The organism is Pseudomonas gingeri, from assembly GCF_013385425.1.
In the GTDB taxonomy this organism is placed as follows: domain Bacteria; phylum Pseudomonadota; class Gammaproteobacteria; order Pseudomonadales; family Pseudomonadaceae; genus Aquipseudomonas; species Aquipseudomonas gingeri_D.
The window spans coordinates 64260-86447 of the sequence record NZ_JACAQA010000005.1; the positions used below are offsets into that span (position 1 = coordinate 64260).

General features: G+C 64.0%; 18 protein-coding genes. 7 read left to right on the top strand and 11 right to left on the bottom strand.

Going from position 1 to position 22188, the window contains the following annotated elements; all coding sequences use genetic code 11:
• Positions 1-27: 27 nt before the first annotated feature.
• The gene (mltF, locus tag HX830_RS08010) at positions 28-1488 is read right to left on the bottom strand and encodes a membrane-bound lytic murein transglycosylase MltF (RefSeq protein ID WP_177099696.1); all 1461 of its coding nucleotides are present in this window, start codon (positions 1486-1488) and stop codon (positions 28-30) included.
• 286 nt (positions 1489-1774) lie between these two features.
• Here mltF and purL point away from each other — a divergent pair, with 286 nt between their 5' ends.
• Together purL and HX830_RS08020 are read left to right on the top strand one after the other, a co-directional pair.
• Positions 1775-5671, top strand: coding sequence for a phosphoribosylformylglycinamidine synthase (gene purL / locus HX830_RS08015; protein WP_177099698.1), 3897 nt, complete (start codon positions 1775-1777; stop codon positions 5669-5671).
• Between the two features lie 6 nt (positions 5672-5677).
• Positions 5678-5989, top strand: a complete 312-nt coding sequence (locus HX830_RS08020) for a Nif3-like dinuclear metal center hexameric protein (RefSeq protein WP_100944717.1) — start codon at positions 5678-5680, stop codon at positions 5987-5989.
• Positions 5990-6095: 106 nt separating this feature from the next.
• Here the strand turns inward: HX830_RS08020 and HX830_RS08025 are convergent, their stop codons facing one another.
• The 8 genes from HX830_RS08025 to HX830_RS08060 all read right to left on the bottom strand — a co-directional run bounded on the left by HX830_RS08025 (position 6096) and on the right by HX830_RS08060 (position 15877).
• Positions 6096-7169 carry a scabin-related ADP-ribosyltransferase gene (locus tag HX830_RS08025; protein ID WP_177099700.1) on the bottom strand — a complete coding sequence of 358 codons (1074 nt, stop codon included), beginning with the start codon at positions 7167-7169 and terminating at the stop codon, positions 6096-6098.
• Positions 7170-7453: 284 nt separating this feature from the next.
• A complete protein-coding gene (gene nagE / locus HX830_RS08030; RefSeq protein WP_177099702.1) occupies positions 7454-9169 on the bottom strand; it encodes an N-acetylglucosamine-specific PTS transporter subunit IIBC in 1716 nt (571 codons plus the stop codon).
• A gap of 42 nt (positions 9170-9211) precedes the next feature.
• The gene (ptsP, locus tag HX830_RS08035; RefSeq protein WP_177099704.1) at positions 9212-11728 is read right to left on the bottom strand and encodes a phosphoenolpyruvate--protein phosphotransferase; all 2517 of its coding nucleotides are present in this window, start codon (positions 11726-11728) and stop codon (positions 9212-9214) included.
• A gap of 13 nt (positions 11729-11741) precedes the next feature.
• Positions 11742-12764 carry an SIS domain-containing protein gene (locus tag HX830_RS08040; RefSeq protein WP_152740172.1) on the bottom strand — a complete coding sequence of 341 codons (1023 nt, stop codon included), beginning with the start codon at positions 12762-12764 and terminating at the stop codon, positions 11742-11744.
• Entirely contained in the window at positions 12745-13851 is a 1107-nt protein-coding gene (nagA, locus tag HX830_RS08045) for an N-acetylglucosamine-6-phosphate deacetylase (RefSeq protein WP_103497023.1), read from the bottom strand. Before nagA ends, HX830_RS08040 begins: the two co-directional genes overlap by 20 nt.
• A gap of 19 nt (positions 13852-13870) precedes the next feature.
• On the bottom strand, positions 13871-14602 hold the full coding sequence (locus HX830_RS08050; RefSeq protein ID WP_152740173.1) for a GntR family transcriptional regulator: 732 nt from the start codon (positions 14600-14602) through the stop codon (positions 13871-13873).
• A 174-nt stretch (positions 14603-14776) separates the two neighbouring features.
• The gene (locus tag HX830_RS08055; RefSeq protein WP_177099706.1) at positions 14777-15280 is read right to left on the bottom strand and encodes a L,D-transpeptidase family protein; all 504 of its coding nucleotides are present in this window, start codon (positions 15278-15280) and stop codon (positions 14777-14779) included.
• Positions 15281-15322: 42 nt separating this feature from the next.
• A complete protein-coding gene (locus tag HX830_RS08060) occupies positions 15323-15877 on the bottom strand; it encodes an NUDIX hydrolase (protein ID WP_103497020.1) in 555 nt (184 codons plus the stop codon).
• Positions 15878-16024: 147 nt separating this feature from the next.
• On the opposite strand from HX830_RS08060, the gene HX830_RS08065 reads away from it, so the two are divergent.
• From HX830_RS08065 to purT, 5 genes are all read left to right on the top strand, one after another.
• Positions 16025-16624, top strand: a complete 600-nt coding sequence (locus HX830_RS08065) for a CoA pyrophosphatase (RefSeq protein WP_103497019.1) — start codon at positions 16025-16027, stop codon at positions 16622-16624.
• Positions 16625-16664: 40 nt separating this feature from the next.
• Complete coding sequence (locus HX830_RS08070; protein WP_100944707.1) at positions 16665-17189, top strand: gamma carbonic anhydrase family protein; 525 nt, start codon at positions 16665-16667, stop codon at positions 17187-17189.
• Positions 17186-17392 (top strand): DUF1289 domain-containing protein, encoded by a 207-nt coding sequence (locus tag HX830_RS08075; protein WP_103497018.1) that lies wholly within the window; start codon positions 17186-17188, stop codon positions 17390-17392. The genes HX830_RS08070 and HX830_RS08075 overlap by 4 nt, the downstream gene beginning before the upstream one ends.
• Positions 17393-17455: 63 nt before the next feature.
• Positions 17456-17923 carry a VUT family protein gene (locus HX830_RS08080; RefSeq protein ID WP_103497017.1) on the top strand — a complete coding sequence of 156 codons (468 nt, stop codon included), beginning with the start codon at positions 17456-17458 and terminating at the stop codon, positions 17921-17923.
• Positions 17924-18039: 116 nt separating this feature from the next.
• Positions 18040-19221, top strand: coding sequence for a formate-dependent phosphoribosylglycinamide formyltransferase (gene purT / locus HX830_RS08085; protein WP_103497016.1), 1182 nt, complete (start codon positions 18040-18042; stop codon positions 19219-19221).
• Positions 19222-19396: 175 nt separating this feature from the next.
• Here purT and HX830_RS08090 read toward each other — a convergent pair whose 3' ends face one another.
• Both HX830_RS08090 and HX830_RS08095 read right to left on the bottom strand, forming a co-directional pair.
• Positions 19397-20713, bottom strand: coding sequence for an MFS transporter (locus tag HX830_RS08090; RefSeq protein WP_177099708.1), 1317 nt, complete (start codon positions 20711-20713; stop codon positions 19397-19399).
• Positions 20714-20939: 226 nt separating this feature from the next.
• Positions 20940-22175 (bottom strand): HlyC/CorC family transporter, encoded by a 1236-nt coding sequence (locus HX830_RS08095; protein ID WP_152740178.1) that lies wholly within the window; start codon positions 22173-22175, stop codon positions 20940-20942.
• Between the last annotated feature and the right edge of the window lie 13 nt (positions 22176-22188).

The following is a 22188-nucleotide window of genomic DNA, read 5'->3' on the forward strand; positions in this document are numbered from 1 at the left end:
CTACAAATAGCACAGGCTGGCAGCTGGCTAGAGCTGTGACGGCTGCTCGGTCGGCTTGGTCTTGTCCACGCCCGGCACATGCAGGTTGCTGTCCACCACCTGGCTGCCTTCCAGCTGCGGCTGGGTTACCCAGGTCAGGATGTCGTAGTAACGGCGGATGTTGGCGACGAAATGCACCGGCTCGCCGCCCCGCGCATAACCGTAGCGGGTCTTGCTGTACCACTGCTTCTGCGCCAGGCGCGGCAGCATCTTCTTCACGTCCAGCCACTTGTTCGGGTTCAGGCCTTCCTTCTCGGCGAGCTTGCGCGCATCGTCCAGATGACCGCTGCCGACGTTATACGCCGCCAGGGCAAACCAGGTGCGGTCCGGCTCTTCGATCTGCTCGTCCAACTGATCCTTCATATACACCAGGTACTTGGCCCCGCCACTGATGCTCTGTCGCGCATCCAGACGATTGGACACGCCCATGGCCTGGGCCGTGCTCTGGGTCAGCATCATCAGGCCGCGCACGCCGGTCTTGGAGGTGACCCCCGGCTGCCACAGCGATTCCTGATAACCGATGGCCGCCAACAACCGCCAGTCGACTTTTTCTTCCTTGGCCGACGCGCGGAAATGTTTCTCGTACTTGGGCAGCCGCTGCTGCAGGTGCTGGGCAAAGGTATAGGCGCCGACGTAACCCAGTACATCGACATGCCCGTAATAGCGATCTTTCAGGCGTTGCAGAGTGCCGTTCTGCTGCACTTTGTCGAGGTAGGCGTTGATCTCGTTGAGCAGGCTGTTGTCTTCGCCAGGGGCCACCGCCCAGCGCTGGCTGCGGGCATCGCCGAGGTCAAACGCGACCCGCACGTTGGGGAAGTAAACCTGGTTCATCGCCACTTCGTTGGAATCCACCAGGGTCAGGTCGATCTGACCTTCGTCGACCATGCGCAGCAGGTCGACCACTTCAACCGCGTCGGACTCTTCGTATTCAATCGCAGGATTCTGCTTTTTCAGCTCGGCGAGTTGTTCGGCATGGCTGCTGCCCTTGAGCACCGTGATGCGTTTGCCCACCAGGTCGGCCGGTGTGGTGGGGCGGGACTGGCCATTGCGATAGACGATCTGCGGGGTGACTTCCAGGTACGGATGGGAAAAGCGCGCCTGCAGCTTGCGCTGGTCGCTGCTCACCAGGCCGGCGGCCGCCAGCACCGGACCGTTGGGTTTGCCCAGCTGATTGAACAGATCGTCGAGGTTGTCCGCGGTTTCGATCTCGAGCTTGACCCCCAGGTCATCGGCAAAGCGCTTGACCAGCTCGTACTCGAAGCCGGTTTCGCCGTTGCGATCCTGGAAATAGGTGGCCGGACTGTTGCGGGTAATCACCCGCAGTACGCCGTCCTCCTTTACGCGCTCAAGTGTGCTGGGTTTATCAACACAGGCGCCGAGCATCAGGAAGAGTCCGGTTGCGATGAGCCACCTGGCACAGCGCGGGCGGAAAGCAGTTGGGGAGAACATCTGCGCAGTATACGCAAAGGACCCCGGCCGCCATATCTCGACAGAATCGCGCCGGTCTGCTAGCGATCCCCGGGAATGGCTGGAGGCTGTAGGAATGGGCTTTTGAGAGCGTATGAACTTTATAAAAAAGTGGCGATGAATAATGCTAATGATCTGTAGGAATGGGTTATTAGACCTCGAGGGGCATGTGCTGTGAGGCAAGCGTGCCGTTTCGGGTGCCGTCGCGGGCGGTTTAGGCTAGAATGCACGGCCTCAAAGCACACCCCTTCCCGAGGCTGTCCCGAAGATGTTGATCCTGCGCGGCGCTCCTGCCCTTTCCGCCTTTCGCCACAGCAAACTGCTTGAACAACTGAGCCAAAAAGTTCCAGCTGTCAGTGGTTTGTATGCCGAGTTCGCCCATTTCGCCGAAGTGACTGGCGTGCTGACTGGCGACGAACAGCAAGTGCTGGCCCGCCTGCTGAAATACGGCCCGAGCGTGCCGGTCCAGGAGCCGACCGGTCGTCTGTTTCTGGTGTTGCCGCGTTTCGGCACCATTTCGCCCTGGTCGAGCAAGGCCAGCGACATTGCCCGCAACTGCGGCCTGGGGAACGTCCAGCGCCTGGAGCGCGGTATTGCCTTCTACGTGGCCGGCCAGTTCAGCGAAGCCGAAGCCGAGCTGATCGCCGCGGTCCTGCATGACCGCATGACCCAGATCGTGCTGGGCAAGCTGGAAGAGGCCGCGGGTCTGTTCAGCCATGCCGAGCCGAAGCCGCTGACGGCCATCGACCTGCTGGGCGGCGGTCGCGCCGCGCTGGAAAAAGCCAACGTCGAACTGGGCCTGGCCCTGGCCGAAGACGAGATCGACTACCTGGTGAACGCGTTCACCGGTCTAAAGCGCAATCCCCACGACATCGAACTGATGATGTTCGCCCAGGCGAACTCCGAGCACTGCCGGCACAAGATCTTCAACGCCAGTTGGGATATCGACGGCCAGAGCCAGGAAAAAAGCCTGTTCGGCATGATCAAGAACACCTACCAGATGCACAGCGAAGGCGTTCTGTCGGCTTACAAGGACAACGCCTCGGTGATCGTCGGCAGCGTGGCCGGACGTTTCTTCCCGGACCCTGAAACCCGCCAGTACGGCGCGGTGCAGGAGCCGGTGCACATCCTGATGAAGGTCGAGACCCACAACCACCCGACCGCGATTGCCCCGTTCCCGGGCGCGGCCACCGGTTCCGGCGGCGAGATCCGCGATGAGGGTGCTACCGGTCGCGGCGCCAAGCCGAAAGCCGGTCTCACCGGTTTCACCGTGTCCAACCTGCAGATCCCGGGCTTCGAACAGCCGTGGGAAGTGCCGTACGGCAAGCCTGAGCGCATTGTCACCGCGCTGGACATCATGATCGAAGGCCCACTGGGTGGCGCCGCGTTCAACAACGAATTCGGTCGTCCGGCCCTGACCGGCTACTTCCGGACCTTCGAGCAATCGATCATCACCCCGCGTGGCGACGAAGTGCGCGGTTACCACAAGCCGATCATGCTGGCCGGCGGTATGGGCAACATCCGCGCCGAGCACGTACAGAAAGGCGAAATCGTCGTCGGCTCCAAGCTGATCGTCCTCGGCGGCCCGGCGATGCTGATCGGCCTGGGGGGCGGTGCGGCTTCCTCGATGGCCACCGGCACCAGCTCGGCGGACCTGGATTTCGCTTCGGTACAGCGCGAAAACCCGGAAATGGAACGCCGTTGCCAGGAGGTCATCGACCGTTGCTGGCAACTGGGCGACAAGAACCCCATCAGCTTTATCCACGACGTGGGTGCCGGCGGTCTGTCCAACGCCTTCCCGGAACTGGTCAACGACGGCGACCGCGGCGGTCGTTTCGAACTGCGCAATATCCCCAATGACGAGCCGGGCATGGCCCCGCATGAAATCTGGTCGAACGAATCCCAGGAGCGTTATGTCCTGGCGGTCGGCGCGGCGGATTTCGAACGCTTCAAGGCCATCTGCGAGCGTGAGCGTTGCCCGTTCGCCGTGGTCGGCGAGGCCACTGCCGAGCCGCAACTGACCGTCACCGACAGCCACTTCGGCAACAGCCCGGTGGACATGCCGCTGGAAGTGCTGCTGGGCAAGGCCCCGCGCATGCACCGTTCGGCGGTTCGCGAAAGCGAACTGGGCGACGATTTCGATCCGAGCACCCTGGCCCTGGCCGAGTGCGTCGAGCGCGTCCTGCATCATCCGGCCGTGGCGAGCAAGAGCTTCCTGATCACCATCGGCGACCGCACCATTACCGGCCTGGTCTCCCGCGACCAGATGGTCGGCCCGTGGCAGGTCCCGGTGGCAGACGTCGCCGTGACCGCCACCAGCTTCGACGTCTACACCGGTGAAGCCATGGCCATGGGCGAGCGTACGCCGCTGGCCCTGCTGAACGCCCCGGCTTCCGGGCGCATGGCGATCGGCGAAACCCTGACCAACATCGCCGCTTCGCGGATCGGCAAGCTGTCCGATATCAAGCTGTCGGCCAACTGGATGTCGGCTGCAGGCCATCCGGGTGAAGACGCCCGTCTGTACGACACCGTCAAGGCGGTCGGCATGGAACTCTGCCCTGAATTGGGTCTGACCATTCCGGTGGGCAAGGACTCCATGTCCATGGCCACCCGCTGGAGCGACGAAGGCACCGACAAGAGCGTGACCTCGCCGCTGTCGCTGATCGTGACCGGTTTCGCCCCGGTCACCGATATCCGCCAGACCCTGACCCCGCAACTGCGCATGGACAAGGGCACCACCGACCTGATCCTGGTCGACCTCGGCCGTGGCCAGAACCGCATGGGGGCCTCGATCCTCGCCCAGGTCTACGGCAAGCTCGGCAAGCAGGCTCCGGACGTCGACGACGCCGAAGACCTGAAGGCCTTCTTCGCGGTGATCCAGGGCCTCAACGCTGACGGTCATCTGCTGGCTTACCACGACCGTTCCGACGGCGGCCTGCTGACCTCCGTGCTGGAAATGGCCTTTGCCGGTCACTGCGGCCTGCACCTGAACCTCGACGGCCTGGCGGAAACTTCCGCCGACCTCGCGGCCATCCTGTTCAACGAAGAACTCGGTGCGGTGATCCAGGTTCGCCAGGACTCCACCCCGGACGTGCTGGCGCAATTCAGTGCCGCCGGCCTGGGCGACTGCGTGTCGGTGATCGGCCAGCCGTTGAACAACGGCGAAGTCAGCATCACCTTCGACGGCGAGACGGTCTTCACCGGCGAGCGTCGCCTGTTGCAGCGCCAGTGGGCGGAAACCAGCTATCGCATCCAGCGCCTGCGGGACAATGCCGAATGCGCCGACCAGGAATTCGATGTCCTGCTCGACGAAGGCAACCCGGGCCTGAGCTACAAGACCAGCTTCGATGTGAACCAGGACATCGCCGCGCCGTACATCAAGAAGGGCATTCGCCCACAGGTCGCCGTGCTGCGTGAGCAGGGCGTCAACGGCCAGGTGGAAATGGCCGCGGCGTTCGACCGTGCCGGTTTCAACGCCATCGACGTGCACATGAGCGATATCCTCGCCGGTCGCGTTGACCTGAATGAGTTCAAGGGCCTGGTCGCCTGCGGCGGCTTCTCCTACGGCGACGTACTCGGCGCCGGTGAAGGCTGGGCCAAGTCGGCGCTGTTCAACGCCCGTGCCCGCGATGCCTTCCAGGGCTTCTTCGAGCGCACCGACAGCTTCACCCTGGGCGTGTGCAACGGTTGCCAGATGATGTCCAACCTGCACGAGCTGATTCCGGGTAGCGAATTCTGGCCGCACTTCGTCCGTAACCGCTCCGAGCAGTTCGAAGCGCGGGTGGCGATGGTCCAGGTCCAGGAGTCGAACTCGATCTTCCTGCAGGGCATGGCGGGCTCGCGTATGCCGATTGCTATCGCCCACGGCGAAGGCCATGCCGAGTTCGAAAGCGAGGAAGCCTTGCTGCAAGCCGACCTGTCGGGTTGCGTGGCCATGCGTTTCGTCGACAACAACGGCAAGGTCACCCAGACCTACCCGGCCAACCCGAACGGCTCGCCGCGCGGGATCACCGGGCTGACCAGCCGCGACGGTCGCGTCACCATCATGATGCCGCACCCTGAGCGGGTATTCCGTGCCGTGCAGAACTCCTGGCGCTCGGAAGACTGGAACGAAGACGCGCCGTGGATGCGTATGTTCCGCAACGCCCGCGTCTGGGTTAACTAAGCCACGATGTACAAACTCAGCTTTTTCGTGCCGCCGAGCCATGTGGAACAGGTCAAGAGTGCCGTATTCGCCGCCGGAGGCGGGCGGATCGGTGCTTACGACCAGTGTGCATGGCAGGTGCTGGGCCAGGGCCAGTTTCGCCCGTTGGACGGCAGCCAGCCGTTTCTCGGGCAGACTGGTGTGGTCGAGCAGGTGGAGGAGTGGAAGGTTGAGCTGGTGGTGGCGGACGCCCTGATCGAGGCGGTGGTGCTGGCTCTGAAGCAGAGCCATCCCTACGAAACGCCGGCTTATGAAGTCTGGCGATTAGCGGATTTCTGACCGTTTCAGCGCTTTCACAAAACCCGCCACCTCGGCGGGTTTTGCTTGTCTGGGCATTGGCCGTTTCCAGCGGATTGCCGCAGCTTCCATGAGTTGGAAAACCCTTCTAGTTTTGCACTGGAGGCATCTTTCTCTCGCCGACGCACTCGGCCGGCAGACTCGCACCTTTCTCGAATCGGCACGCGCCTAGCAGTAACTCACTCTTGATACCGCCGATGAACGCGACGGCGCCTTCACGCCCTCCAGTACTAGGCCCTGAAAGGTCCACCGCCACGCTGTTGGGCTTGACTTCATAGACCCAGCCGCCGTTCTGCGCATCCGCGACCGCCCAGTTCCTGGCCGCGGTATAGTCGCGAAACGCCACAACGATCGAGTTGGTGAAGACCGGCGACTCCGGGTTGCTGCCCAATCGCAAATTCGGTGCCTGCGAGTTCCAGGCCCGCAACCCATGGGCAAGCGCCTCCGCCCCTTGTACGGGGTTGATGACCGAGGAGCCGACCGCCCAGAGGGTTTGATTGCTCGTTACCCAGGCCAGACCTTCTGGAGGTGTCAGCTGGCTCCAGTCGATGGACGTCGCCGCGACCTCCAATCGGCTCTCCTGGCCGGTGGGTTCGCGGTAGGCCGGGTTCGTGACGCAATCAGCCGCGTCGTTCTTCTTGCACGCCTGCTTGATAAAGCGCCCCTTGACCCCGCCCGGGAAGCTGATCTCTTCCTCGCTGACAATAGCTCCCCCGGATTTCTCCTGGTCGATGCCATGGGGGGCCTTGAACTCGAACACCCACTCCTTGGCGAAGCTCTGGGCGATCCGCTGACTGCGTGTGGTACTGCTATAGACCGACTTTCCCGCCCCCGCCCCGTGGCGGAACCAGTCGTACATCCACTCGTTCTCGGGGAAGTTCACGGCTTTGGGCAGAAGCCCGACCTGGAAGGCCTCAAGCCCCTGATCCGTGGTGTCGCCCCGATAGAGCGTGTCCATGTCGGTCCGCCAGTGCAAGGAGGGCAGGGTGTCGCGGATCGGTACGCTGGTATCCGCCGCGACCTGAAGCCAGGCTTGATACCAGGGCTCCTCGTCGCCCTGGGGTGTTCCTGCCGCCCATGCGCCATTGCCCGGCAGCCACGCGCCTGCCAACACTACCGCCGCGACCGCAGTCGTCCGAAGAAAACCGCCATCTTTTTTCATGATTTTGTGCCTCATCCAGAACGGTCAAGCCATGCCGAATCACATACGTCATGACTACACATTCTTCGACGTGACACCTTTCATCACTTTCGCGGGAGAAAGCTGCGCTGAGCGGAGCCTCGATCCGCAGAGTGAATGTTGAGTGTAGATTGTCACGGGTGCGATAGCTGCCTTCGGGCTCCCAGACTTGTAACGCTTCTTTTCCCGGTGCTGGGTAGTCGCTATTCATGGGGAGCCAGGCAGTTTGAGGTAACGCAGCGGTGCCGCTACCTCAAGCGGCGGAGCTAGAGTGGCGCTGCACAGGTTTCCCGGCGATTCAATAGCGCCCCCAGTGCTTCACTGATGCCGCTGGCCGGATTCCCCACCAGCACATGCCAGGTCCCACCTTCCACCTGACTGACGCCTTGGCAGCCCAGGGTTTTCAGATCCGCCTCCGATAACCGTCGACCATCCTCAAGTTGCACCCGCAGCCGAGTCTGGGCCACGCATTCCAATGCCAGCACATTGTCTTTTCCGCCTAGCGCGTCCAGCCATTGCTGGAGCTGTTCCGTACTGATCGCTGTCGATTCGGCCCGCACCGGCTTACTCACCGCGATATCGATCGAACCGGTTACGGGCAAGGCCAAACGAATCTCATCGGCAATGCTGTCCGCCAACGGCCCGACCACCACTTGCAGGCTGCCGCCATGGCCCGGCCGGACCACCGCCATCGCCCCGAGGCTTTTCAGCTCGGCGTCCACGGCTTTGTCGCGGTCCAGCAACTCCACCCGCAGGCGCGTGGTGCAGGCACCGACCGTCAGCAGGTTGGCCGCCCCGCCCAGGGCCTGGATATAAGCGGCGGCCCGCTGGTTTTCGCTGAGTATCCGGGTGGCGGTCGCAGTGGCGATATTCTCGCGCCCGGGCGTCTTCAAATCGAAACGACGGATGCAGAAATCGAAGACGAAGTAGTACAGCAGGGCATAGGCCAACCCCACCGGGAACACCAGCCAGCCGTTGGTCGACTTGCCCCAGCCCAGGGCCATGTCGATAGCGCCGCCGGAGAAGGTAAAGCCCAGGTGGATGTTCAGCGCGTTGGTCACCGCCATCGACAGACCCGTCAACAAGGCGTGCAACACATAGAGCATCGGCGCAAGGAACATGAAGGCGAATTCGATCGGCTCGGTCACCCCGGTCAGGAACGAGGTCAGGGCCATCGACAGCAGCAGCCCGCCCATCAGCTTGCGCCGTTCCGGCAGGGCATTGCGGTACATCGCCAGGCAGGCGGCCGGCAGGCCGAAGACCATCACCGGAAACATCCCGGTCATGAACTGCCCGGCCTTCGGGTCGCCGGCGAAGTAACGCGCCAGGTCGCCGGTCACCGCCAGCCCGGTCTCGGGCGAGGTGTAGCTGCCGAACACGAACCACATCATATTGTTGAGGATGTGGTGCAGGCCGGTGACGATCAGCAGCCGGTTGAAGACGCCGAAGACAAAGGCGCCGAGGCTGCCGCTCTCGACCATCAGCAGGCCGAGGCTGTTGATGGCGCTCTGGATCGGCGGCCAGATAAAGCCGAACACCACCCCCAGGCCCACCGCCGAGAACCCGGTGACAATCGGCACGAAGCGTCGCCCGCCGAAGAACGCCAGGTACTCCGGCAGCTTGATGTCCTTGAAGCGGTTGTACAGCGCACCGCCCAGCAGGCCGCTGATGATCCCGGCGAGCATGCCCATGTTGATGCTTGCATCGAGCACCTTGAGGGTGGCGATCAGCACCAGGTAACCGATGGCCCCGGCCAGCCCGGCGGTGCCGTTGTTGTCGCGGGCGAAACCCACGGCGATGCCGATGGCGAAGATCAGCGCCAGGTTGGCGAAGATGGTGTTGCCGGCATCGTGGACGATCGCGATGTTCAGCAGGTCGGTATCACCCAGGCGCAACAGCAGGCCGGCTATCGGCAGGATGGCGATGGGGAGCATCAACGCCCGTCCCAGGCGTTGCAGACCTTCGATGAAGAACTGGTACATGACGTGTCTCCTTCTTGTTGTTGTATGCAGGCGCTGGATCAATCAGCCCAGGGGCCAGTGTTGGCGACAGGCTTCACGGACTTTCGCGGCGCTGCCCAGTTGCAGCAGCGACGGCACGATCCGCCGACATTCGGCGGCATCCAGGTCGCGGACCCGCGCCTTGATTTCGCCAATTTGCGGGGTACTCACGGACAGCTCGGTGACCCCCAGGCCGATCAGCACCGGGGTTGCCAGCGGATCGGAGGCCAGCGCGCCGCAGACCCCGACCCAGCGCTGATGCAGGGCGGCCCCGGCGCAGGTCTGGGCCATCAGCCGCAGCAGGGCCGGGTGCAGGGCGTCGACCCGGGCGGCGAGGCCGGCGTGGTCGCGGTCCATGGCCAGGGTGTATTGCGACAGGTCGTTGGTGCCGATGGACAGGAAGTCCGCGTGCTCGGCCAGTTGTTCGGCCAGCAGCGCGGCGGAAGGTACTTCGATCATCACCCCCAGTTCCGGGCGCAGGTTGAGTCCCATCTCAGTGGCCAGCTCATCCAGACGCTGGCGCACCTGCAGCAGTTCGTCGACTTCGCTGATCATCGGCAACAGGATCCGGCAGCGTTGCAGCGGGCTGACCTGCAGCAGGGCGCGCAGTTGCTGGTCGAGCAGTTCCGGCTGGGCCTGGCCCAGGCGGATGCCCCGCAGGCCGAGCACCGGATTGGTTTCCATCGGCAGCGGCAGGTAGTCGAGCTGCTTGTCGCCACCGACATCGATGGTGCGAATGATCACCGGTCGGTAGCCCATGGCGTCCATCACGCTCTGGTAGGCACTGCGCTGTTCCTCCTGATCCGGCGCGCTGCGGCGGTCGACGAAGAGGAACTCGGTGCGCAACAGGCCGACGCCATCGGCACCGTGTGAATGGGCCTCACCGGCTTCGGCGGCCGAGGCGACATTGGCCGCGACCTCGATGCGCAGGCCATCGCGGGTGTCGGCCGGCAACTGGGCCTGGGAGTGTTGTTGCTGGCGGCGCAGTTGCTGCTGCCCGTGGGCCAGGGCGACGCCTTCGCGGCGGGCGGCATCGGGGGTCAGTTCGAGGCGGCCGTGATCGGCGTCTAGGACCACCCCCTGGCCGGGCGCGATGTCCAGCAGCCCGCTCCCTAGCGCGACCAGGCAAGGCAGGCCTTTGCTCCGGGCGAGGATCGCCACGTGGGAAGTCGCACCGCCGGTGGCCATGCACAGCCCGGCGACCTGTTGCTGGCTGAGCAGCAGCAGGTCCGAGGGGGTCAGTTCCTGCGCGGCGACGATAGCGCCGGGCGGCAGGTCGTAGTGCGCGGCCTCACCCAGCAGGGCCCGCAACACCTGTTGCCGGAGGTCGCGCAGGTCGTTGGTGCGCTCGGCCAGCAGTGGATTGCCGAGATTGAGCAGGACCTGGCATTGCGCTTCGATCGACTGGTCCCAGGCGTGGCTGGCCGCCTGGTCGGCTTCGATGGCATGGCTGGCGGCATCCAGTAGCGCGGGGTCTTCGAGCAGGGCGAGATGGGCGTTGAAGATCGCTTCTTCTTCGACGGCCTTGCGCTGGCGGGCCTGTAACAGCGTGCCGTGGATATCCGAGCGGACCTTTTCCAGGGCGGCGTCCAGCGCTTGCAGTTGCTCATCGGCGCTGTGCTGGCCGGCGTCCGGCGCCAGGCTGATGGCGGCCAGGCGTACCAGCGGGCCACTGACCAGGCCGGGCGAAGCGCACACGCCCTGGAGAACGCCGTCTTCGTTCGGTTGCGGCGCCGCCGTCTGCAGCGGTGGTGGTGCCGAATGGTGTGCATCGTTCAAAGGTGTGCGCAGCACCTTCAGCAGGGCCAGCAGTGCCGCTTCGCGGTCCGGCCCCTGGCAACTGATCTGCACTTCCTGCTGTTCGCCGACGCTGAGGCCCATGATGCCGATCAGGCTATCGAGGGCGGCGGATTTATCGCCCAGATGCAGGCGCGCGCTGCAATTGAAGCCCTGCGCGGTCTGGCGCAGCAAGGCCGCCGGACGTGCATGCAGGCCGCCGTGATGGGCGACCCGGGCGCTGCCGCGGACTTCGTCGGTGTCCGTCATCGGGGTAGGGGCCTGCTGTTCGGCGTTCTGGCGCGGGACGATTCGCAGCAAGGGCTCACCGACCTTGACCTGGCCCTGGGCCACGGGCTCCAGGTCGTAATGTTCGGCGTTGGTCAGGACCACCAGGCTCACCAGGCTTTTGCACTGGCGCGCCACCCGGTCCAGGTCGATCCGCAGCAAGGCCTGGCCGTCCTGCACCCGGGCGCCGGTCTCGACCAGCAGGGCAAAACCTTCGCCTTGCAGTTCGACCGTGTCCAGGCCCAGGTGCAGCAGCAGTTCGGCGCCGTTGTCGGCGCGCAGGGTCAGGGCGTGCCGCGTTCGGGCGATATGAATGATCTCGCCGGCACAGGGCGCATGCAGGCAATCGTTGAGCGGGTCGATGGCCAGCCCCGGACCCATGGCGCCGCTGGCGAATACCGCATCGTCGACCTCGACAAGCGGGAACACGGGGCCGCTCAGCGGGGCGCTGAGGGTGATGTTGTTCTTGTTATGCATGGCGCTGTACTCGTCAGTGGGTACGGGTGACTTTGCTCAGGTGGCGCGGTTGGTCGGGGTCCATGCCACGGGCCACGGCCAGGTGGGCGGCCATCACGTAGAAACTCTGGATCGCGAGGATCGGGTCGAGGGCCGGGTGCTCGGCGCAACACAGGTCCAGGTCGCGTTCGGCCACGTCCGGCGGCGCGGCCAGCAGCACCCGGGCCCCGCGCTGGCGCATCTCGGCGGCGAGCTTGAGCAGCCCGGCCTGTTCGGCACCCCGTGGGGCGAAGACCAGCAACGGGTAGCCGGCGTCGATCAGGGCCATGGGGCCGTGGCGGACTTCCGCGCTGCTGAAGGCTTCGGCCTGGATCGCCGAGGTTTCCTTGAATTTCAGCGCCGCTTCCTGGGCGATGGCGAAACCGGCGCCACGGCCGATCACCATCAACCGTTCGCAATCGCGCAGGGTCTCGATGGCCTTGCTCCAGTCGCGGGTCGCGGCCTGGCGCAGGCCTTCCGGCAGGGCCTCCGTGGCGGCGAGCAAGGCCGGGTCCTGGTGCCAATGGCCGAGCAGCCGCGCACTGGCGCTGAGGGTGGCGATAAAACTCTTGGTCGCGGCCACGCTTTGTTCCGGTCCGGCCAGCAGCGGGATCGTATATTCGCAGGCGGCTTCCAGCGGCGAGTCCGCCGCGTTGACCAGGGCCACCGTCAAGGCACCGCGTTCGCGCAGCAGGCACAGGCTGTCCACCAGATCAGGGCTCTGGCCGGACTGGGAAAAGGCCAGTACCGCCTGGCCGCTGACCTGCAACGGCGAGTGTTGCAGGGTCACCACCGACATCGGCAGGGAGGCCACCGGGACGCCGGTCTGCTGCATGGCGATATAGGCGAAGTAGCTGGCGGCATGGTCGGAGCTGCCACGGGCGACGGTCATCACCACCTGTGGCGGTTGCTCGCGCAGCCGGGTGCCGAGGGCCATCAGCCGGGTATCGAGCTGCTGCAACTGGCGGCTGACCGCCTCGTGGGCCGACAGTGCCTCTTCAAGCATTCTGGAAGTCATGGACTTCTCCTTCGACCATGATCGAGGTCAGTGTCAGTGAACGGTCCAGGCGCACGCAGTCGGCCCAACTGCCGGTTTGCAGGCGTCCGCGCTCGGGCAGGCCAAGGTAGTCGGCGGGGAATTGCGACAGGCGTTGCGAGGCTTCGGCCAGGGGCAGGCCGATCTTCACCAGGTTGCGCAGGGCCTGGTCCATGGTCAGGGTGCTGCCGGCCAGGGTGCCATCGGCCAGGCGTACGCCGCCCAGGCATTTGGTCACGGTGTGGCTGCCCAGCTTGTACTCGCCGTCCGGCATGCCGGCCGCCGCCGTGGAGTCGGTGACGCAATACAGGCAGGGAATCGAGCGCAGGGCCACGCGCATGGCCCCGGGGTGCACATGCAGCAGGTCCGGGATCAGTTCGGCGTAGCGGGCGTGGGCCAGGGCGGCGCCGACGATGCCGGGCTCGCGGTGATGCAGCGGGCTCATGGCGTTATACAGGTGGGTGAAGCTGGTGGCCCCGGCCTCGAGGGCGGCGACACCTTCTTCGTAGCTGCCCAGGGTATGGCCGATCTGCATGCGGATGCCCCGTGAGCTGAGGTCGCGGATCAACGGCGCGTGGCCGGCGATTTCCGGGGCGATGGTAATCACCCGGATCGGTGCCAGGCGCAGGTAGTCCTCGATTTCGGCGCTGACCGCCGTATGGGCGAAGTTCGGCTGCGCCCCCAGCTTGCCGGGGTTGATGAACGGACCTTCCAGATGCACACCGAGGACCCGGGCGGTACCGGGCTGGCGCTGTTCGCAATAGACCCCGAGTTGGCCGAGGATCGCGCTGATTTCCTCGGGCGGCGCGGTCATGGTGGTGGCCAGCAGCGAGGTGGTGCCGAAGCGCAGGTGGGTGCGGGCGATGGTCTCGAAGGCGTCGCCACCCTGCATGATGTCCTTGCCGCCGCCGCCGTGGACGTGCAGATCGATAAAACCGGGCAGCAGGTACGGCAGGTCGTTTTCACTCGGATCGCAGGGCGTGCCCTCGATCTGCGTGACCTTGCCGTGCTGGTGCAGCAGGCGGCCGCGAATCCAGCCTTGCGGGGTGAGAATGTTGTCTTCGGACATGGCAGGCTCTCTGAACAGGCTAACGCCGCAGTTCGGCGACGAAGTCGTAGTAATCGTTACGGCAGTAGGTGTCGGTCAGCTCGATGGGGGTGTTGTCCTCGAGGTAGCCGACCCGGGTCATCAGCAGCATCGCGGTACCGGGCTCGATGCCCACCAGCGCGGCGAATTCGGTCGAGGCGTTGATCGCGCGAATATGTTGCAGGGCCCGCACCACCGGACGGCCGATGCTGTCGAGGAAGGCGTAGAGCGAATCGCCGACGGCCTCGGGGTCGGGCAGCAGGGCGGCGGGCAGGGTGCTCATCTCGATGGCCATGACGGTATCGTCGGCGGTGCGCAGGCGCTTGAGCCGGGTGACCTGGTCCCGTGGCGACAGGGCCAGGCGGATCAGTTCCTCATGGCTCGGCAGGGCGATCTCGCGTTCCAGCCAGCGCGAGCCGGGGACAAAACCCTTGGCCCGCAGCCGTTCGCTGAAACTCGACAGGCGGGAAAGGGGTTGTTCCAGGCGTGGGGTGATAAAGGTCCCGGAGCCCTGGCTGCGGCGGATCAGCCCTTGTTCCAGGAGGACCTCCAGGGCCTTGCGCGCGGTGACCCGAGAAATGCTCAACAGCTCGCTCAGGTTGCGCTCCGAGGGCAATGCCTGTTCGGCTTTCCACTGGCCGGCATGGATCGCCGCTTCCAGGTTGCGCGCCAGTTGCAGGTAGAGCGGCGTCGGCTGGGACTCGTCGGGTCGCAGGGCGAGGATGTCGTTCATGTAAGATTTTTCCTGTGCGCTTGTTGGAAATTTTGCACTCGGACAGTGGTGATGAAAGTAATACCACTTGAATACCATGTCAATGCCAGTGGTTTCGTGCGAGTGCAATAAAAACGCCCGTCATGGGAGGCATGACGGGCGTCGGATAAATCAGTGGTATCAGGGTGGTTCGGCTCAGGGACGGATTTCCACCAGGGTGCCGTCCTTGACCAGGTTCCAGACCTCGCGCATATCGACGTTACGCATGGCTACGCAGCCGTCGGTCCAGTCCAGGGTGTGGAACAGCTGTTCCGGGTAGTCCTCGGAATCCGGGGTGCCGTGGATCATGATCATGTCGCCGGGGTCCACGCCTTCGCGGCGGGCGCGGACCGAGTCGCTGATATTGGGGTAGGACAGGTGCATCGACAGATTGTATTTGTCGCTGGTCTTGCGCCAGTCCACCCAATAGAAGCCCTCGGGCGTGCGCCGGTCGCCGGCGATGAGTTTCTGGCCCTTGGGATTTCGACCCAGGGAAATACGGTAGGTCTTCAGGGGTTTGCCATCACTGATCAGTTGCAACTGATGGGCGGACTTGAGGATCAGGACTTTCTCGATGATTTTGCCGGCCAGCGGGTCGGCGGCGGAGGCCTGGGACAGAGCGGCGAACGACAGGCAGAAGACTACTAACAACCAGCGCATTAAAACGGTATCCCTGAAGGTGAAGCGTTTCTGATTATCGGGTTATTGGTCGTTGCCGCGTGGCACCATGGGCGGCACGGCTTCGCTGCGAACCGGGTATTGCTGGTTCGGGCGGTCGGCGAAGAAGCATTCCAGGGTCCGTCCGACGGTCCTGAAGGCCAACTCGGACCAGGGGATCTCGTGTTCTTCGAACAGCCGTACTTCCAGGCTTTCTTCGCCGGCGGCAAATTCCAGGTCCACCAGTTCGGCACGGTAGAACACATGTACCTGGTTGATATGCGGCACGTCGATCAGCGTATAGATGCTCAGGTTGCGCACCTGCGCGCAAGCCTCTTCCAGGGTTTCCCGGCGAGCGGCCTGTTCCACGGTCTCGCCGTTTTCCATAAAACCGGCGGGCAAGGTCCAGTAACCCCGGCGCGGCTCGATGGCACGGCGGCAGAGCAGGACCTGGGTGCCCCAGACCGGCAGGCAGCCGGCGACGATATTGGGGTTCTGGTAATGAATGGTGTCGCAGTGGTCGCAGACGAAGCGCAGGCGCGTGTCGCCCTCGGGTATGCGTTGACTCACCGGTTTGCCGCACTGGCTACAGAACTTCATGCTGGATTCTCTTGGCAATGCGCCTATCTTCGCGTGGGTGGCGGTCTGTCGGCAAGTTGTGCTTTCGCGACATGGCAACGTCCGGGACTTGGGCCAGTCACTTCTTTTGGTGCATGATGCCGGGTAAGTCGCAAATCGAGATCAGCCATGCTGGATGAGTTACTTCGACGGATAAGCAGCCATACGCCCCGCCCCCTGGAAACGGACCGTCGTTTTCCCGAGGCGGCGGTACTGGTGCCTATTACCCGCAGTGACGAGCCGGAGTTGGTGCTGACCCTGCGCGCCAGCGGTCTGTCGACCCACGGCGGCGAGGTGGCCTTTCCCGGCGGGCGCCGCGATCCGGAGGACCCGGACCTGATTTTCACCGCCCTGCGCGAAGCCGAAGAAGAAATCGGCCTGCCGCCGGGTCTGGTGGAAATCATCGGGCCCCTCAGCCCGTTGATCTCCCTGCACGGGATCAAGGTCACGCCTTACGTCGGGGTGGTGCCGGATTTTGTCGACTATCGGGCCAATGACGCCGAGATCGCCGCGGTCTTCAATGTACCGCTGGAGTTTTTCCGCCAGGACCCGCGTGAGCATACCCATCGCATCGACTACCAGGGCCGCAGCTGGTACGTGCCCAGCTACCGTTTTGGCGAGTACAAGATCTGGGGGCTGACGGCGATCATGATCGTCGAGCTGGTCAACCTGTTGTATGACGCCCGGATCAGCCTGCACAATCCCCCGGAACGTTTTATCAACATCTAGAGCCGCCGTTCAGGTGGTCGTGAGCCTTGAGGACAACCCTATGAAATACCGTCTGGGCGATGCCCGGGTCGAGACGCATCCGCAGAGCTGGGTAGCGCCCAATGCGACCCTGGTCGGCAAGGTCCGGCTGGAGGAGGGCGCCAGTGTCTGGTTCAACGCGGTGTTGCGAGGCGACAACGAACTGATCCTGATCGGCCGCAACAGCAATGTCCAGGATGGCACGGTGATGCATACCGACATGGGCTATCCGCTGACCATCGGCACCGGGGTGACCATCGGTCATAACGCCATGCTCCATGGCTGCACGGTGGACGACTACAGCCTGATCGGTATCAACGCGGTGATCCTCAACGGCGCGAAGATCGGCAAGCACTGCATCATCGGCGCCAATGCGTTGATCGGTGAGAACAAGGAAATCCCCGACGGTTCGCTGGTGATGGGCTCGCCGGGCAAGGTGGTCCGCGAGTTGACCGAGGCGCAGAAGAAAATGCTCGAAGCCAGCGCCGCCCACTATGTGCACAACGCCCAGCGTTATGCCCGCGACCTGGCGGTTGACGAAGCATGAGCACGCCGGAACGTCCGGTGGCCTCGCCTTGTGTGAGTGTCTGCGCGCTGGACGAACAGGACATCTGCATTGGTTGCCAGCGTACGGTCGAGGAGATCACCCGCTGGAGCCGCATGGACAACAACGAGCGCCGCGAGGTGCTGGCGCGTTGTCATGGGCGGGCCAAGGCCAGCGGCTTGCTGTGGATCCCGACAAAGTCTTGAGCTTGGCCCCGTGCGGTGGCTGAAGTACCCTGTAGGGCTCATAGACAAGGTCGTCTGCACTCCATGCTCTTTCTTCTCGCCTACATCGCCAGCGTCGTACTGATCAATTTCGCCTTCTCCGCGGCGCCGCACCTGGACATTATCTGGTCCGCCTGGGGCGGACTGGTATTTATCCTGCGGGACATGGTCCAGACCCGCTTCGGTCACGGCGCGATTGTCGCGATGATCGCGGCGCTGCTGCTGTCCTACTTCACCTCCGAGCCGGCCATCGCCCTGGCGAGCGCCACCGCCTTCGCCATCTCCGAATGCATCGACTGGCTGGTCTTCAGCATCACCAAGCGCCCGCTGCACGATCGCCTGTGGATAAGTTCGGCCCTCAGCATCCCGCTGGACACCTTTATCTTCTTCGGCCTGATCGGCGCGCTGACCCCGGGGGTGATCCTCACCGCCCTGGGCTCGAAATTCGCCGGGGTGACCTGCGTCTGGCTGGCCATGGCCTGGCGGATGCGCAAGGCGGCGCTTTCCAGCTGAAGTCAGGCCCGTTCGGTTCATGTCCCGCTCAGTTCATGTAAAATGCCGGCCTTTCTTCCCGACAGGTGCCTGATTGTCCAGGCGCCGTCGTTGATCTGCTTCCTTGAGGACCTGAAATGACCCGTATCGGAACTCCACTGTCGTCGACCGCGACCCGCGTATTGCTCTGTGGCTGTGGTGAGCTGGGCAAGGAAGTGGTGATCGAGTTGCAGCGCCTGGGCGTCGAAGTGATCGCCGTTGACCGTTACGCCGATGCGCCGGCCATGCAGGTGGCCCATCGCAGCCACGTGATCAATATGCTCGACGGCGCGGCCCTGCGGGCGGTGATCGAGGCCGAGAAGCCGCATTTCATCGTTCCGGAAATCGAAGCCATCGCCACCGCCACCCTGGTGGAACTGGAAGCTGAAGGCTTCACCGTGGTGCCGACCGCCCGTGCCGCGCAACTGACCATGAACCGTGAAGGCATCCGTCGCCTGGCCGCCGAAGAGTTGCAGCTGCCGACCTCGCCGTACCACTTCGCCGACACCTTCGAGGCCTATAGCCAGGCCGTCACCGACCTGGGCTTCCCCTGTGTGGTCAAGCCGGTGATGAGTTCTTCGGGCAAGGGCCAGAGCCTGCTGCGCAGCGTCGACGACGTGCAGAAGGCCTGGGACTACGCCCAGGAAGGCGGGCGTGCCGGTAAAGGTCGGGTGATCGTCGAGGGCTTTATCGACTTCGACTACGAAATCACCCTGCTGACCGTTCGTCATGTGGGTGGCACCACCTTCTGCGCGCCGGTCGGCCACCGTCAGGAGAAGGGTGACTATCAGGAGTCCTGGCAGCCGCAGGTCATGAGCCCGTTGGCCCTGGCCGAGTCGGAGCGGGTCGCCAAGGCGGTGACCGAGGCCCTCGGTGGGCGCGGCATGTTTGGCGTCGAGTTGTTTATCAAGGGCGACCAGGTGTGGTTCAGCGAAGTCTCGCCGCGTCCTCATGACACCGGCATGGTGACCATGATTTCCCAGGACCTGTCGCAGTTTGCGCTGCATGCCCGGGCGATTCTCGGCTTGCCGATTCCGTTGATCCGTCAGTTCGGCCCGTCGGCGTCGGCGGTGATCCTGGTGGAAGGGCAGTCGACCCAGACCGCGTTCGCCAACCTCGGTGTGGCGTTGAGCGAGCCGGATACCGCCTTGCGCCTGTTCGGCAAGCCGGAAGTCAACGGCCAGCGCCGCATGGGCGTGGCGTTGGCGCGGGACGAGTCGATCGAAGCGGCGCGGGCCAAGGCGACCCGTGCTGCTCAGGCGGTTGTGGTAGAGCTGTAAGCACGCTGACGAGCGCGGATTTGTGCCCTGCGCACAATCCGCGTTCGCCACTGAACTGTAGGCGCGGGGCTTGCCCGCGAAGAGGCCCTTGAATGCTGCATTGATCTAAAGGATGCCATCGCCAGCAAGCCGGCTCCTACAATAATCGTGCTTGGCGCAGAAGTGGCGCCGATCTTCAGGCCACCTTGTTCAAATCGTTGTAGCGCGTTTCCTTCAAGCAGAAAATCGCAATCAGGCTCAACGCCGCCGCCCCTGATACGTACCCGCCGACCCAACTCAAACCGCCCATCGCCACCAGCTTCTGGGCAAAGAACGGTGCCGCCGAGGCCCCGACGATGCCGCCCAGGTTATACGCCGCCGATGCGCCGGTATAACGCACGTGGGTCGGAAACAGCTCCGGCAGCAATGCCCCCATCGGCGCGAAAGTAATCCCCATCAGAAACAGCTCAAGGCACAGGAACAGGGCGACGCCGGTGGTCGAACCATGGCCCAGCAGCGGCTCCATGGTAAAACCGGACAGCAACGCCAGCACCCCGCCGATGATCAGCACCGGCTTGCGCCCGAAACGATCGCTGGCCCAGGCCGCCAGTGGCGTGGCCGCGGCCATGAACAGCACGGCAAAACACAGCAGTCCCAGGAAAGTCTCGCGACTGTAGCCAAGGTTGGCCACGCCATAACTCAGGGAAAACACCGCCGAGATATAGAACAGTGCGTAACACACCACCATCGCCAGCGAACCGAGCAGCACCGGCGCCCAATAGCGGCTGAACAGCTCGACCAGGGGCATTTTCACCCGTTCCTGGCGGGCCATGGCATTGGCGAAGATCGGCGTCTCCTCAAGCTTGAGGCGCACATACAGGCCGACCATCACCAGCGCGGCGCTGAGCAGGAACGGAATGCGCCAGCCCCAGGAGCGGAACTGCTCGTCGCTCAAGGTCATGGCCAGGATCAGGAACAAGCCGTTGGCGGCGAGAAAACCGATCGAAGGGCCCAGTTGCGGAAACATACCGAACCAGGCGCGCTTGCCTGCGGGGGCGTTTTCGGTTGCCAGCAACGCGGCCCCGCCCCATTCGCCGCCAAGCCCCAGGCCCTGGCCGAAGCGCAGCAGGCACAAGAGGATCGGCGCCCAGGCGCCAATGGTCGCATAGCCGGGCAGCACGCCGATCAGCGTGGTGCAGACACCCATCAGCAGCAGCGAAGCGACCAGCGTCGATTTACGCCCGATGCGATCACCGAAGTGGCCGAACAGGATCGAGCCCAGCGGGCGGGCGAGGAAGGCGATGCCGAAGGTCAGGAAGGCCGAGAGCATCTGCGCGGTGCCGTCGGTCTGCGGGAAAAACACCGGCCCGATCACCAGGGCGGCGGCGGTGGCATAGACGTAGAAGTCGTAGAACTCGATGGCCGTGCCGATAAAGCTGGCGGTCGCCACTCTCGAGGTCGAATTCAGCGGTTTGCTCGGCGTGGCAGTGTCAAAGGTGCTGCTGGAGGTCATTGCGGGCGTCCCTGAAAGTCTTGCGCGTGCGAATTATTAGTATTGAAGGCCCAGGGATAAGGGCTGGTTCCGGCGCGACAGGCTGTGAGTGTCGGCGGCGGATTCATGACAAGGCATTGCTGGCCGGAGGAGGCCGGGTGCGGGTAAGCGGGCGTTCCGGCGGGGCTGGATAAGCCCGCCCGATTATAGGAATGCGTCTATCGATCAAACAAGGGGGCAGGCTGTATCAAGGCGCAACCGGGACCGAACTGGTGTGCCAGACCAGCACCCGGCTGACCCGATTGTCCTCGGTCTCGAGGATTTCCAGGCGGTAGCGGCCGATCTTCAGGCACACGGCGCTCTCCGGGATGGTTTCCAGGGCTTCGGTCACCAGACCGTTGAGGGTTTTCGGGCCGTCGCTGGGCAGGTGCCAGCCCAGGCTCTTGTTCAGTTCGCGAATCGACGCGGCCCCTTCGATCACCAGCCGGCCATCGGGCTGGGGATGGATGTGCGGGTTGTCGAGGCTGTGCTCGCTTTCGAACTCGCCAACGATTTCTTCCAGGATATCTTCCAGGGTGACGATGCCCAGCACTTCGCCGTATTCGTCCACCACCATGCCCAGGCGCCGTTGCTGCTTGTGGAAATTCAGCAGTTGCAGTTGCAGCGGCGTGCTTTCCGGGACGAAGTACGGTTCGTGGCAGGCGGCGAGCAGGGCGGCTTTGGTGAGGTTGGCATCGAACAGCAGATTGAGGATCTGGCGGGTATTGATCACCGCCTCGACCTGGTTGATATCGTTGTGGAACACCGGCAGGCGGGTACGGCGGTTCTTCAGCAACTGCGCGGTGATTTCCTCGATGGAGTCGTCGAGGTTGATCCCGTCCACTTCGCTGCGCGGTACCAGGATGTCGTTGACCGTGATGTTGTCCAGCGCCTTGATACTCGACAGCGACGGGCTGCGTGGCGGGTGCTCCGGTTCATCTTCCGGATCGAGGGGCGGCTGGTCTTCATCGCTCTGCTTGACCGTGCCGGCCTTGCTGATAAAGGGCCGCAGCAGCAACTGGGCGATGCCGTTGAGCAGCCAGGCCACGGGGTAGAGGATCTTCAGCGGAATGCCCAGGAGGGCATTGCCGGTGGCCAGGATCGGTTCGGGATAACGGACGGCGAGCAGGCGCGGCAGGTAGTCGGCGAAGACCAGCAGCAACACCGTGGCGCCGAGGCAGGCCAGCCAGGGCCCATGCTGGCCCCACTCGAGGATTGACAGCAGGGTGCCGATGATCACGACCACGACCCGGCACAGGGTATTGCACAGGATCAGGCTGTCGCGGGGGAACTTCATCCTGGCGGTGGGTTTTTCACCCGTGCGTAAAGCCGGGCGCAGGGCGGCGATTTGTTGCTGCGCGACTTCAATGGCGGTAAACAGCGCCGACCAGAGAATCAGCAGGGCCAATACGGCGAGCATTGGCCCGGCGGGCAAGTTGTCCATGGTCTTGTGTGCC